The sequence below is a fragment of the Pectobacterium colocasium genome (assembly GCF_020181655.1).
GTDB lineage: Bacteria > Pseudomonadota > Gammaproteobacteria > Enterobacterales > Enterobacteriaceae > Pectobacterium > Pectobacterium colocasium.
Map to the genome: position 1 here is coordinate 1778004 of NZ_CP084032.1, position 13393 is coordinate 1791396.

Annotated in this window: 13 protein-coding genes and 5 pseudogenes; 7 read left to right on the forward strand and 11 right to left on the reverse strand. The window is 46.8% G+C overall.

Annotated features, from left to right (window positions below; all coding sequences use genetic code 11):
• Nucleotides 1-28: 28 nt before the first annotated feature.
• Complete coding sequence (locus LCF41_RS07930) at nt 29-319, reverse strand: hypothetical protein (RefSeq protein ID WP_224072154.1); 291 nt, start codon at nt 317-319, stop codon at nt 29-31.
• Nucleotides 320-907: 588 nt separating this feature from the next.
• Here LCF41_RS07930 and LCF41_RS07935 point away from each other — a divergent pair.
• From LCF41_RS07935 to LCF41_RS07945, 3 genes and pseudogenes are all read left to right on the forward strand, one after another.
• Nucleotides 908-1852 carry an ArdC family protein gene (locus tag LCF41_RS07935; protein ID WP_225087584.1) on the forward strand — a complete coding sequence of 315 codons (945 nt, stop codon included), beginning with the start codon at nt 908-910 and terminating at the stop codon, nt 1850-1852.
• A gap of 266 nt (nt 1853-2118) precedes the next feature.
• Nucleotides 2119-2355 carry a type II toxin-antitoxin system CcdA family antitoxin gene (locus LCF41_RS07940; RefSeq protein ID WP_119880387.1) on the forward strand — a complete coding sequence of 79 codons (237 nt, stop codon included), beginning with the start codon at nt 2119-2121 and terminating at the stop codon, nt 2353-2355.
• A 2-nt stretch (nt 2356-2357) separates the two neighbouring features.
• Nucleotides 2358-2672, forward strand: a pseudogene (locus LCF41_RS07945) (CcdB family protein).
• Between the two features lie 141 nt (nt 2673-2813).
• Here the strand turns inward: LCF41_RS07945 and LCF41_RS22415 are convergent.
• Nucleotides 2814-2900, reverse strand: a pseudogene (locus LCF41_RS22415) (mobilization protein mobC); the annotation flags it as partial.
• A 274-nt stretch (nt 2901-3174) separates the two neighbouring features.
• Nucleotides 3175-3315: pseudogene (locus LCF41_RS07950) on the reverse strand (IS5/IS1182 family transposase); the annotation flags it as partial.
• 142 nt (nt 3316-3457) lie between these two features.
• Here LCF41_RS07950 and LCF41_RS07955 point away from each other — a divergent pair.
• The 4 genes and pseudogenes from LCF41_RS07955 to LCF41_RS07970 form a co-directional block, all read left to right on the forward strand.
• On the forward strand, nt 3458-4039 hold the full coding sequence (locus LCF41_RS07955; RefSeq protein WP_225087585.1) for a DarT ssDNA thymidine ADP-ribosyltransferase family protein: 582 nt from the start codon (nt 3458-3460) through the stop codon (nt 4037-4039).
• Nucleotides 4040-4043: 4 nt separating this feature from the next.
• Entirely contained in the window at nt 4044-5015 is a 972-nt protein-coding gene (locus tag LCF41_RS07960) for a macro domain-containing protein (protein WP_225087586.1), read from the forward strand.
• Nucleotides 5016-5130: 115 nt separating this feature from the next.
• Nucleotides 5131-5291, forward strand: a pseudogene (locus LCF41_RS07965) (IS5/IS1182 family transposase); the annotation flags it as partial.
• Nucleotides 5292-5403: 112 nt separating this feature from the next.
• Nucleotides 5404-5571 (forward strand): annotated as a pseudogene (locus LCF41_RS07970) (transposase); the annotation flags it as partial.
• A gap of 118 nt (nt 5572-5689) precedes the next feature.
• Here LCF41_RS07970 and mobC read toward each other — a convergent pair.
• The 8 genes from mobC to LCF41_RS08010 all read right to left on the reverse strand — a co-directional run bounded on the left by mobC (nt 5690) and on the right by LCF41_RS08010 (nt 13318).
• Nucleotides 5690-6436, reverse strand: a complete 747-nt coding sequence (mobC, locus tag LCF41_RS07975; protein WP_225087587.1) for a MobC family replication-relaxation protein — start codon at nt 6434-6436, stop codon at nt 5690-5692.
• An 8-nt stretch (nt 6437-6444) separates the two neighbouring features.
• The gene (locus tag LCF41_RS07980; protein ID WP_225087588.1) at nt 6445-8307 is read right to left on the reverse strand and encodes a type IV secretory system conjugative DNA transfer family protein; all 1863 of its coding nucleotides are present in this window, start codon (nt 8305-8307) and stop codon (nt 6445-6447) included.
• Nucleotides 8308-9031: 724 nt separating this feature from the next.
• Nucleotides 9032-9334: a conjugal transfer protein gene (locus tag LCF41_RS07985; RefSeq protein WP_225087589.1), complete on the reverse strand. Its 303-nt coding sequence runs from the start codon at nt 9332-9334 to the stop codon at nt 9032-9034.
• A 42-nt stretch (nt 9335-9376) separates the two neighbouring features.
• Nucleotides 9377-10393 carry a P-type DNA transfer ATPase VirB11 gene (gene virB11 / locus LCF41_RS07990; RefSeq protein WP_225087590.1) on the reverse strand — a complete coding sequence of 339 codons (1017 nt, stop codon included), beginning with the start codon at nt 10391-10393 and terminating at the stop codon, nt 9377-9379.
• Nucleotides 10383-11615 (reverse strand): VirB10/TraB/TrbI family type IV secretion system protein, encoded by a 1233-nt coding sequence (virB10, locus tag LCF41_RS07995; RefSeq protein WP_225087591.1) that lies wholly within the window; start codon nt 11613-11615, stop codon nt 10383-10385. The genes virB11 and virB10 overlap by 11 nt, the downstream gene beginning before the upstream one ends.
• A complete protein-coding gene (gene virB9 / locus LCF41_RS08000) occupies nt 11612-12505 on the reverse strand; it encodes a P-type conjugative transfer protein VirB9 (protein ID WP_225087592.1) in 894 nt (297 codons plus the stop codon). Before virB9 ends, virB10 begins: the two co-directional genes overlap by 4 nt.
• Nucleotides 12502-13185 carry a VirB8 family type IV secretion system protein gene (locus tag LCF41_RS08005; protein ID WP_225087593.1) on the reverse strand — a complete coding sequence of 228 codons (684 nt, stop codon included), beginning with the start codon at nt 13183-13185 and terminating at the stop codon, nt 12502-12504. The genes virB9 and LCF41_RS08005 overlap by 4 nt, the downstream gene beginning before the upstream one ends.
• Nucleotides 13178-13318: a putative periplasmic lipoprotein gene (locus LCF41_RS08010; protein ID WP_040031394.1), complete on the reverse strand. Its 141-nt coding sequence runs from the start codon at nt 13316-13318 to the stop codon at nt 13178-13180. Before LCF41_RS08010 ends, LCF41_RS08005 begins: the two co-directional genes overlap by 8 nt.
• Between the last annotated feature and the right edge of the window lie 75 nt (nt 13319-13393).

Consider the following 13393-nt stretch of genomic DNA (forward strand, 5'->3'; position numbering starts at 1 on the left):
CACTAGTTTGTATGGTTTGTTTTCACCTTTAATCATCTTGACAATATTTAAATACTTTTGGATGAATATCTCGCCCACGAAGATGCTTGAAAAGAGTATCAACTCTTAATTTGGACTCATTAATTGTCTTTGCCGCATTAACAAGTCTGAACTTCCCATCATCACCGATTTGTAGACCATCAAATATGAGCACTTTATTTAGTATCTGTCTGGCAGACTCAAAACGAGCTTGATTATTAGTGTGGCGAGCGGGTGCCATTATAAGCATAATAAAAGCAGCAACATTGTTACCACACCGATCAGTTTGCTGCCGAGCCATCAAAATGATATAGATCCGTCGCTATTTGGTTGAATGCTCAGATGTATCCTCAATCCCTCTAGATATGAAAAACTGATCTAACAGACTACCACTAACAAGCTCTCGGGCAATCGATTCAAAGTGATCGGGATTAAACACCGGAAATGATGCCATGTAACTAGTCCACCCAAAGAACCATACCTATCTATTATAGTGCTCGAAATTTCAACTAAATGGAATAGTGACCTGATTTATTTGTGTATCTCATCACTATGAACTTACCCAATGATAGAGGACACGCAACTAAGTAAATGAGCTTTTGGGAAGAGGTCGGATACACTGCCAACTCAGATCTGAGCTATTCAACTACCAACCCCTTTCTCACCGCCGCAGACCAAAGGGCGCTACGCCCGCCTATGCAGGGTCAATTTTTTCTCCCGTGTGCCTTCCGTTCCCGTATCAGCTTCCGGTTAATCGTTTCCCAACACAACCCGTCCCGCAAGGGTAAATGGCACGCATTCTGCGCCCTTGCAGTACAGAACGATGCCGGGAAAGCGAACCGTCAGGCGATACGAAGACGAAAATCACACCACTGACGGAGAAAAAACCATGACGATTTCCCTGCATACCCAGACTAGCGCCCCTAACACAGCAACGGCGACCAGCGTATCCCCGCTGGAGCAGTCAGGCTCCTCAAAAACGAAATTTTCCAAAACTAAAACCGATATTTATCAGACTGTCACCAATAGCATCATTACCGCACTGGAAGCTGGTGTAAAACCGTGGTCTTGCCCGTGGCAACGAGTGCCGGGCATGTCTGGCTTGCCTTCCAACTTCGCAACCGGTATCGCGTATAGCGGAATGAATATCATGCTGTTGTGGTGCAGTGCATCAGAACAGGGCTTCGGTGATTCACGCTGGATGACCTACAAACAGGCGCAGGCAGTAGGTGGGCAGGTTCGCAAAGGCGAGCACGGCACGACGGCAATTTTCTATACAACCTTAGAGAAAGAAAACGAAGACGGTGAAATCGACCAGATCCCGGTGCTGAAAACCTTCAATGTGTTCAATGTTGAACAAATTGATGACCTTCCACTGACAACCGAAACAGTCAGCCCAGAAGCAACCTTTGACTCGTTGCCGGAGGCTGAAAATCTGTTCCAGAAGAGCGGCGCAAACATCATTGAGAAAGGACAAAACGCCTTTTTCAGGCCCTCAACTGATGAAGTCTGGCTGCCAGAGCGCCATCTGTTTTCAGATGCAGCTAATTTCTATGCTACCGGACTGCATGAGTTGGTTCACTGGAGTGGTGGTAAAAAACGACTTAACCGTGAAATGAAAGGGAAATTTGGCAGTGCAGATTATGCGGAGGAGGAATTAGTGGCGGAGCTGGGAAGTGCTTTTCTGATGGCGGATCTGGGGATCATCGGAGAGGTTCAGCATGAAAGCTATATTGCCTCATGGCTCCAGGCGCTGAAAAACGATAAGCGCTATGTTTTCAAAGCGGCCAGCGCCGCCTCAAAAGCACATCGTTACCTAATGGATAAAATTTGAGTCGGAGATGATAAGCCGCAAAGGAGTGCGGCTTTAATCTTATTGCGGAGCGGCAGAATGACAAAATTCGCAGGCTGCGGGCGGCAAAGAGCCCGCTCATCCCGCAAACGGCGTTTGTACATCGGTGATTGCTGTAAACGACGGCTTAGGTATGACGACTGACTGTGAAGTTTGCAGGACTGCAACGGTAGCCGGGCCTCTTTTTGGTGTTATGATAAGTGTATTGTGCCGTGTAATGCGCACATGTTTCATGCAGGAGAGAAACCATGACCGCGAAACAACGCAACACGCAGAGCGTGACCATGACGGTGGAGCGTGCCTTACTGGTAAGAGCGCGTGAAGCGGGTATTAACCTGAGTGCTACTCTGTCAACCGCACTGGATGCGGAGCTTCGCCGTCATGAAGCGAAAAAATGGCAGAAAGAAAACAGGGAGGCTATCGACGCATTAAATCGTTTTCATGATGAAAACGGCTGTTTCAGCGATGAATACAGGACGTTTTAACCATGCAATTCACCGTATACGGTAATACCGGGAAAAGCGTCGTTTACCCGCTGCTGCTCGATGTCACGAGCGATATTATTGGACAATTGAATCGTCGGATAGTGATCCCATTGCTCCCTATTGAAAAGTATCCGGCAGGTCGCCGCCCGGATCGCCTTGTCCCCGTCGTCATGCTGACGGACGGCAAAGAATACGCCGTAATGACCCACGAGCTGGCAAGTATCCCTGTCTAGGCCCTGGGTGCGGTGTTTTGTGATGCTTCGCAGTACCGTTCTCAGGTAAAGGCTGCAATAGACTTCCTCATCGACGGGTTCTGACGTTTCTTTCTATTCTGTTAAACAAGCATTGCCTTTAATCGTGGCTGACGGGAGCCTATTCCAGTTCGTCGATAGTGCGGAACAGAAACATCTGTCGTCAAACGGAACCGGAATACCGTTCCTTGCCACCGTTCTGATACTGTCAAACAGCCTAACCAGACCGTTGCTGTTAGTATTCAGAAAATTAGCCCACCATTGCAGCATCAGACGACGCTGTTCAAGGTGCTTGGTGATTTTACTCTCTGTCCGCTCCGTGCCAGCAGCGGACGTTGCTCATACCCATCAATGCAATGAAAATCCGTACTCATGGGGAAGACCAGAATGTCCCTGCGTTTTTCAAAGAAAGCAGCTAAGAGCGCGTATCACCCCAAAATCTCTGCAAGTGTGACCTTATGAACTGAGCATATCTAAACCTTGCTCTCCAGATACTCGTTTCCAATGGACTTAGGCTTTGTTGATGAAATCAGATTTTGAGCGAACATCTCTGTAGCTGGTTGTGTTTTCAGGCAATACATACTCTTTCAGGCATACCTGCCTTTTTCATTTTGTTCAGCGCATGCACCATGGCCATTGCCTCCCCAAACTAGCTATCGTAATCACTCAGCGTCAGTAAACCACTGAGCAGTTGTTTTACCTTGTATATCAATAATGCCAAATAACACACCAAAAAAACGATAGAAATTACACCGACAGGCAGCAGGCAATGAGAATGATCTTAAATATCTTGACTGCCAGTGAGGTTTGGTTTTATAAATGGATTTACGAATTTAAAAGGATAAGTTGAAATGAGCGAAAGGAAAAAAATCGAAGATCAGGTTCTTCTCTATCATTTAACATGTATGGATAATCTGCCTAATATTTTAGACACAGGATTAAGATCTCGTGCGTCATTAAAGGGCGAGTTTGTTGATGTGGCCGACGGTGAAATAATAACAGGTCGCGAATCTTTAAATTTGCAAACAATGGTTCCTTTTCATTTCTTTACTAAAAATCCATTTGATGGAAGAGTCCTGAGAGATAATAAAGAAAAATCATTTTGCATTATTTCGGTTAGACGAACATTTGCCAATGAAAATGGTTGGAAAGTTATTCCTAAACATCCATTATCCTCCAGTTCTGTTGTAAGCCTCTTAGATTATGACCAAGGAATGGCCCAAATTAACTGGGAGCTTATGAATACAAGGGATTATAAAAATGCAGAATGCAAATCTGTATGTATGGCTGAGTGTTTATCAAGTGTAACGGTCGAGCCGAAAAATTTTTGCTGCATCTATGTCAAAAATGACGACGAAAAAAAATATGTTGAAGGCTTGATAAAAAAACAAGGGTTAAGTATATTTGTAACAGTCAACTCTTATATGTTCTAATTCTATGATTAAGTATGCAAGCGGAAATCTTCTAACTTCTACATCGCAGGCTCTTGTGAATGCTGTAAACTGCCAAGGAGTCATGGGAAAGGGTATTGCTTTGGCTTTCAAAGAAAGTTTTCCCAATAATTTTGAAGTTTATAAAAGAGCTTGTGGCACTGGTACAATGAAAATTGGACAGGTTTTACTTGTTGAGGAAAAGGGAAAGATAATCGTAAACTTTCCCACTAAGGATAGTTGGAGAAAAAAATCAACATATGATTTTATCTCGCAAGGTCTTGAATCTTTAGCAAAATTCATAGTCGAAAAAAAAATCACATCAATATCAATACCACCTTTAGGATGTGGTAATGGAGGCCTCGATTGGAATAAAGTTGAGGCTCTTATTTTAAAAACTTTTCAAAATTTAGATGATATTGAGGTGGTGATTTACCCGCCTGCAACTAATAATCAACTTTCAAAAAATAAAAAAATTATTAATGCTAAACATCTTTTGGTTCACTACGCCTATGGAAAATTAAAAGTTAAGCAAAAATTCTCCCTTTATACAGTTTTTTATATTTGCGAATGTATTGAGAAAGCAAATCTTTTCTTATTCGATTTTAAACATGGCCGGCCATATTCTTCTGAGTTAGAAAGTGTTATGAAGGATATAGCAAGCCTTAAAGTCGAGTTGCAGGGCGATTTTGATTCTTTTATTGAAGATTATATTAATACTCATCAATCCAAAGAGTTACAAATCGAGTTTGGTAAGCTAATCTCAACTTTAAATCCAAGTATCAATTTTCTCAATGATCTTAAAAATAAGATTGATTATACAGATAGCGTACATGTGATCACGAGAATTGCCAAAGAAAAAGATCATGGCTTGCATATTGATGATTTCAAAGAACATAAAAACATTGTGCAACATTTAATTAAAAATGGATTGGTAATCGAAGATATCTTTAACGAACTAAAAATAAAGGGAAGTTAGTAGTGCTATTTTATATTTTTTTGCTAAAATTGCGCAGTACTCCCTCTCACGCATTATAGATGCGACGTAAATCCCGTCAAGGGAGTGTTATTTAATAAATCGAACTTTTTCTGCATTGAAGGATCAGATCACGCATTCCCTGACAACGCAGGCACTTTCTTGGCTAAGCAGAGATTCAGAGTAACCAACTGGCACTCTTACAACAATTCTCTTATCAATTGCGGCTCCATGACTTTCTGGCTGGACGACGAAGCAATTAAGACGTGGTATGAGTCGGTGCGGTTTGTATAAGTGGTATCATGCTGAATAACTGGAATTGACCTGCTCCCCGTTCATTAATACACCGCGATGTTAATAATGTCTTCTTCAATAACGTGAGGACATTCCCATGAAGAAGCATTTTTCCGACGAACAGATCATCAGCATCCTTCGCGAGGCCGAAGCCGGGGTTTCTGCCCAGGAACTCTGCCACAAACACACTATTTCGGACGCTACTTTCTACACTTGGCGCAAGAAGTTTGGCGGCATGGAAGTATCCGAAGTGAAGCGGCCCAAGCTATAAGTATCCCAGAAAATCGCGCCAGTAACATTTGAAGCCCCCTTGTAATCTAATTAAGTCAACTTCCGCTCCTCGCTCTTAGCCGACCATGAGATTTGGCAACGCCAGATCCTGCTTATGAATATTGCTTCGGCTCCAGTTGTCGCAGCTCGTCGAGAGTATAAATACGAAAAACATTGCGGTGACGTGCTTCCAGAGGGATAGGTTGATGGTTAACGATAACGTGCCTGATGCTGCTAAACAGCAGTTCAAGCGCCCGTTTTTTCTGTAGGTCCGGTACGATGTAAAAGACGTAAATCCAGTGTTTTTGTGTCCGGGCCAGCAAATGGCTGGCGATGATTGACTGATAGCGGGCTTTGGTCTTCAGGCGGCGCTCGGTTTCTACTGCGATGACCTGTCCGTCAGGGAGTGTGATGAGTCCATCCGGACGGTGTTTGACCTGATACTGGCTGAGGAACGTTGAGCGATCGCCGTTTATCCACCCGGATGCGCCTTTTTTCTCCAGAATCAGCCTAGCCACCTGATTATCAAGGTGGTGCTCCAGCGTCCAACCGGTAATTTTTGAAGGCTCAAATCGTGCCGGGAAAATGTCATCGTCCGGAGTTAAAACGATAGCCAGTCCGTCGCTGGTTATGCCCCACAATGACATTTTCATCGTCCGTGATTCAAATACATACTTTTGTATTAACCCCATTCGCTCAGTTTTTGTCAGCAACGTATACAGCGATTTATGATCCCTGAAGTCAAACAGCAGCATCAGTGTTTTAAAGTCGCTGTAGGTTTCTTCTTTCAGGAAATTCAGCAGCCTTTTTATCTTTTCTCTGTTGCGGGCGGTGCGCTCGCTATGCGTTGCGATAAGCATTATGCCTCCTAAAAATTGAGCAAGGATGGTGTCTCGTCATCATCAGATCTCGATTTTGCTGATTTACTTTCCCCTTTAAAGAAAAGATCAGGCTGGGTTGCCGTGACATTGGTCGTTGAAGCGGATGTCGCTCCTTCCTCGTCGAAGTCCAGTGCGATTTTTGCCGGTACTGCCGATGCGGCAATATCCGGAGACACGGAATAGATCTCCAGTTCGCGTTTTTGTACCTTAATGGGGGAAATCAGTGAGGCGGAGGGAAGCGTTCTCGTCGTAAAGATAAAGCTGACAAAGTCGGGCAGGTTCAGGATCATATTGCTGTCGATAAAGAAACGCTCTGCCTGTCTGATAGTTCGTTCACCGTCGATGGTTTCCGTCAGTACGGCATCAGTTTTGGCTTTGCGGATTTCATCATCCACTAAGATGGTGCCAGACATTCTCGCTACCCATTCCGCTGTATCCGGGTCCATAACGCGGTATACCAGCTTGAATTTAGCGTTTTCAACGACTGCACCGACAACAGCATCGCCTTTTAAATCTGCCGGGCAGTCTTTTAAATCGGCGACGGACTGATGGGCCATGATGATATGTACGCCTTTATCCCGTGCTGCGCCTAACCCCTCCAGCGCTGGTTTTGATAGGTGGTATTTCAGTTCGTCGAGAAAGATGGCTATGGGGCGGGGCGTTTCTTTTACCCGGTCGCGCCTTTCTGCTAATTGGTAAAGTCGCACCAGCAGCATTCGCTGGGCGGTGATAATCTTGCTATTGCGCATTGAGCCGATGACATAGCAGCAGCCACCTTCATCAAAAACCGATTGGAGTGAAAATCCTGTCGGCGCGTTGATGGCATTGAGCAATGCCAGTTCTTCAATCTTGCCGAAAAAGGCTTTGATATCCTCCGCGATACCTTGAACATATTCGCCGTTATAAATATTGCGGATAGTCGAAGAGGGATGACTGCTGACAAATTGTGCCGCCATACGTGCCGCTTTTCGGTCGTCGATACGATAAAAATCGGATTCCTGACCTTTTTCCGCCAAGCTGAATCCCGCAACAAACAATTCCTCCAGTTCGTCAGGCGTAATATTTTCAATCAGATTTAATTGGTATTGCGGTTTTCGCAGGTCAATTAAGCAAAAGGGTTTACCTGCATCCTCGCAGGCTTTCCGATAAAGATGTGGTGCCCATTCATCATCCTTGGGGTCCATAATAAATACCCCTTCACCCGCCAGGATACTTTGATAAAGCAATATACCGATTGCTACACCTTTACCGGCTCCGGTGGTGCCGATAATATCCGCGTGTTGTTTTTGCCAGTCTCCTAACGGCAGATACATCGGTTTTTCATCACGGTCTATCCCGATAAAAATGCCCTTGTTTAGATCGATATAACACAGCGGGTTATAATGCAGCGTTTCCGGCAGTAGGAATTTTACCGTGCGTACATCGGTGCGTAATTCCCGCTCAAGACTGCTCTTTTTGATGAGTTGTTTTTTTATTTTATCCAGTTCAGGCGTTAATACCCGACGAAGAGTAATATGGAAAATAAACCCTGCCACGGTAAATATGATTAATATTGACCAGTCCAGAATGGGTGTGCGGGTAAGTATCCGACCGTTATAAAGCCACTGAAAAAGACTAATGAGTAATGGTCCCATTGTGCCAAACAGAAAACACAGCAGGGAAAAACTGATAATCAGTTTTTTCCATAGCGGAGCTTTCTGCCGTTCATCGTTTTTCATTGAGGCAAAAAATGGCAGGGTCAGGCCCGATAATAGCGCCAGCATCAATTGATGCTGTTGAATAACATCAATAAAGGCCAGCGTACCATTCACTATTGGCGACAGTGAAACGGCAAGCTTATTTAAAATCATGATGCCTCCTTCGTCAGCGACTCGCCCCAAGGCATCGCCCCATCAATTCGCCCCACGGTGTTGGGCGAAAAGGCGGGGCGAACGTCTGGGGCGAAGAAGGTGACCGCTCTGCGGCCATGTGTCGGAAAGCAGGCTTCCCGACACGAAACAGCGTGCGCCAGTTCATGCGGGCTGGACGCCCTTATTACCTGTCACATGGGGGTAATGTCGTGGCTGGACGCCGCGCCAAAACCCCCAAGGTCAACGGCGGCACACCGTCGCCTGCTACGCGCGACCACCCCCTTTGAGACGCCGTTTTTCGCCTATTTTTTCTTTTGTCCGTTCCGGCCAAGCGAAAAAATGGGAAAACGCCTTCAAAGCGGGTGGTCGCGCCACGCTACCGGCTTTTGGCCGGAGACTTAGCTGCGACGGTGTGCGGGGCAAGCCCCCCAAATAAACCGCTATCGTGGGCGATAGCTTTTCGCTCGCTGGGGCGGCGAAATTTATTCGGCTCCCCCGGCCTGCAAAATCCGCGTGGGCGCGTCTGTTTGCAGATGGGTTCGGTGACGCAAATTAGCTATTTCTACGAAATAGAATTTACTCGCCTTACGCCACTTTTAAATTTTTGCTATTCGCATAAATTTAAAAGCCTAAAACCGTCACGACCGGTGCCGAGTTTGCCATCTCGATTTGACAGGGGAATCGGTAATAATCCAGATATTGTTATTACCGTTTTTCATTGATTTCAATTACGCACACGGCCAAATTTATTAATTATCTGGTCTATGATTTTCGGCTCGGCTGATTTGCATTCGAGTAATAAGGCTTCTCGTGCATCGGCGGTACGGTTGGGGTGAAATCCGTGTCTGTTCTTTTTCACAACCTTAAAGAAGGAACGTTCAGCAGACTGACATTCATTTCCTCCCCCCTTACCGGTTGTTCTACCGTACAGACATAAAACAATCTCGCAGGCATCAGCGGCCATTACGGAAGAGGGTAGTAGTAAACTCATGCAGAAAAGACAGGCGGTGAATAGGATCGTTTTCATATCAAATACCTTTATTGGAAATAACAGGCGATTTAGCTATTTTTATCTGAAGGTTTCTTTCATTTGATGAAGGTGTATCGGTTTGAAATAAATATCCCCCATCCGACGAATATCACCGTGAATATCTACGCTGACGATGATATCTACGCATTTAAGCACCTTGCGTAGCAGTACATCGAACGGGATATTTTTGCAGTCAGGGTTCTCATAGCAGCGGTCAATGACCCCTTCAATACATTCTTCCGGGCTGCCTGCGTGCAGGGAGGTGATAAGACCTTCATGCCCAGAGCCGATAATTTTCAGTGCGTCCCATGACTCCCGCCCACGAATTTCCGCCAGCAGAATACGGTCGGGATTCATGCGATAATTCGCACGAATAAGCCTGCCGGGCGTGATAATCGCATCCTCTCCAGCATCCGCCGGGTAAAATAGATGAACATAATTAGCATGGTGGTAAAACCGGATTTCGGGATTATCTTCAATCGTGGTTAGCCTGAGATGTGGCGGAATATAGTGCAGCAACGTCTTCATATAGGTGGTTTTACCGGAACCAGTTTCACCCACAATAAAGAGGGTTTTGCCATACTCGACGGCCTTTTCGATAAAGTGGGGAATATCGCCATTGTTATAACAGCGGATCAGTTCATCATCTTTGCTTTCGTTTCTCTCCTTACCCGCTATCCGGTTATAAAAACCTGCATCAATCCAGGATTGATGTGTTTTCTGCTCAAATGACGGATTTCTCAGCGTAATCGATACGGTATTCCGCTCGCAGGCTGGGGGGATAATGGTCTGGACACGTTCACCTGATCCTAATGTAGCGGAAAGGATAGGGGAGGTATCATCGATATTGTCCTCATTCCATGAGGCCAGTGCTTTGGCAAACGCATGGCACTGACGCAATGTAATAGAGGAATCATGCTTCTGCCATCGACCATTTATTTTGGTGTGAATCTCTCCGGGTCGGTTGATGGCGATTTCCGTTAGGCCTGCCAGTGGCAGAAACTCACCAAATAACTGGTTTTTCATAAAATCCAGCGACAGGTTTTCAGCGTTCATACCACCTCTTTTTTAGACGCAGTTGATAAACGGAAGAGAAATCGATATCCGTACCGGTCATGATCCCGATCACATCGCCCTGATTGAGGTACATCGTGGGCGGGATATTGATACTGTTTTCTAACGCCGTTTTCGCCATTTCTGACGCGGAAGCGCGGGTGTTTTCGGTGTAATCGGTATTGCGGTCTTTCCCCGGTGCTGAATTGGATGCGGCGGCGGCCACATCTTGTACAGTGCTCAACATCAACGCATTGCCGAACCGTTCCCAGAAGTGGGTATCAATCCAGCCGCTAATCCCGGCTTCACCCAATGGACCAGTAGCTTCGGTATCAATCAGCGGGATTTGCAGGCTACCGGGTTCTGGTGTGCGTAATTCCGTCCAGATGACAAACATTCGGCTCCGGCCATGTTGCATCGCCCCGGTGCGGTAAAACCCTCTGGCGACGGTTCCGGCAGGGAGCAACTTCACGTAATGGTTAGCGCTGTAGACATCTTCGCCGATGAGGCAAGAAATACGACCGCCTACGTCAGAGACAAAACGTCGCATCATTGAGCACGGAATATAACGATCAACCGGAAGATAGAGATTGGGATCGAGACCCAGTCGCCTGACGCTGGCCACTGTTGCAATACCGGGATTGGCGTCGTTAGCCTCTTTGCCAGATGTGGTTGCAGGCGTGTCTTTGCTCTGATTGCGTTGTGTGCCGGAAGGTGCCGTTTGTGAAGCCAGAGCATGACCGCTCTGTGCGGAATCAACGGCACTATTTGACCCATCGGTCAGTGCTGCTGCCTTATTTAAAACGGTAGGCTCTGACGGTGGTGCCGTTTGTATTGGATGATTATCTGTTGCGGTTTCCTGTTTGTCCTGACCGAACAGGCCGAACGGATTGTTGTCCATACCGAGGTTTTTACGCTCATGTTGCCCCGTACTGGCTGATGGCGGGGTTGTGGTTTCAGCCGCCTTATCATCGCTTTGCTTTAATGATGCAAGGAAGCGATCTCCACCCAATGCCAGCGCAATCAGTGCGCCCAGACTTAGCAGGCTGACCAGCAGTGTCCGGCGGCTTGAGGCTTTTTTGAAGCGGGTGACTTCGGGTTGGCCGGGAGGTGTGTTTTGCTCTGGTGCTTGGTTCGCCATCGCTGAACGGGCGCGTTCACGGGCTTCAGCCTCCAGCTCCGCCACGGTTTTTTCCGTTGTCTCTGGGTCTGCTTTATCAGTCATCTGGCCTCCAGTGTGACGACAGGTGATACGGTGTCACCGCTGCCAGTAGTGGCGTTGCCGAATGACGTATTCTCAATCCCGACTACCGCGCTGCCGTAGCGCAATACCAACTGTGGCGACATTGCCCGCACGACGACCACGGTGTAGTTTCCGTGTTTGGTTATGCGAGGTGTTACGGTCTGTTCCTGCCCGTTAACGACCCGAAAGAGAGACGGAAGGATTTTGGTGGGAGAAAAACCCAGATAGATAAAGCGGCCATCATCGTAAGTAAAATCTGGTGCTATGTAGGCTGAACCCGTCGCGACTCGCTTGGTATAAAGCCAGTTACGCGGCGTGGTAGCTTGCTCGAAGGCTGTCGTTATCTGCTGCTTTTCCTGTGTTTCACGCAGGAGCTTCAGGCGAGCTGCGCTGGCTGCTTCTGATCGCCTGCGCTCGTCATCCGGATAGCGAAAACGGATAATAAAGGCCTGCGAAGGCGAGTCATTCTCCAGCACGTTTAGTTCCAGACTGTAATCGCGCTTCGATGTCACGACAAAGAGATTGGTTCTCCATTCGCTCGCCGTTGGCAGAAACACTTTATTGACGTTGTTGCCGTTATCATCGGTTACCGGCTGGGTGATAGGGTTTGGACTGACACTGACTCGGTTATCACTTTTTGTGACTTTCCAACCCTTTGGAAAACCTGCCTGCGCGTCGATGACTTCTTCATCGTCATCAAACAGGAGTGTGGTGAGGTAGCCGGGGCGGGTGTTGACGATGGTCGCATTTTGGCTGTTATAGGTGACATTCTGCATTCGGCTGTCATACGTGCTGCTGTGCGGTATCGCCGCGCTCCAAGCTGTTGATGACATCAGAAGGAGGCTCAAAATCACGGTTGTTTTCAGCATCATTCACCCCTCAGTTCTTTATCGCGTTGGTAGCTGGTCACGATGAACCCCAGCGGGTTCACTTCTCGCTGGCTGTCTGTCAGTTGTTTTCGTGGGAGGTAGCGATAAGTCAGACGGATGTTCCAGACATCTGCTTTAACCGAGTTATCGACAATGCGGCGGATAGTGCGTTTAATGCGTAAGGTCGCCAGATGGTCAGGCGCTGTCGCGGTCGCGTGAACGTTGGAAATAATGTCGATAGACACGACATATTCCGCTTTATTGAAAATGACATCGGGTGCCTGATTGCTGTTAAACCCGTCGAGATAATCCCTGTTCACACTGTCGCTGTTGAATAACTGCACATCGTCATAATCACGCTGGAGAGCAAAATAGTTATACCCCTCGCGGAGCCTGACGTAATGCGCCGCTAACGCCTGAGCCAGTGCTTTTTCAGAGGAAATATCCTGCTCTTTAATCCGAGTCATATATTCATAACGCCCGGTTTGTTTATCCACCGACCATAATTCTATTTCGGTGTTTTTCAGCGGTAGCAGAATAATCAGTGCGGTGATCGCCATAGCGGCCAAAGCAAACCCTATGGCTGCTATGCGCCACGCCAGTTTTTTTTCCCGTTCATCCTTTTCTAGCAGGACAGATTCAAAGGTACGGGATGACGCAATGATGTTTTCTGTTTCAGACATGCTTTGTCAGCTCCTGAATAATCGCGGGGGAATTAACCGGTTGAGGATCGCCAGATACTGGCGTCAAATCGTGCTGACGCTGTGCACAGCCCGTGAGGACGCACAGCATCAGAAAAATGAGGCTGGATTTCATATCGATTCCTGTGTTTGTCGAAGACAGAAATACCATACCGATGGCGGTTGCCACGGCATGCGGTGGAGAGACTAC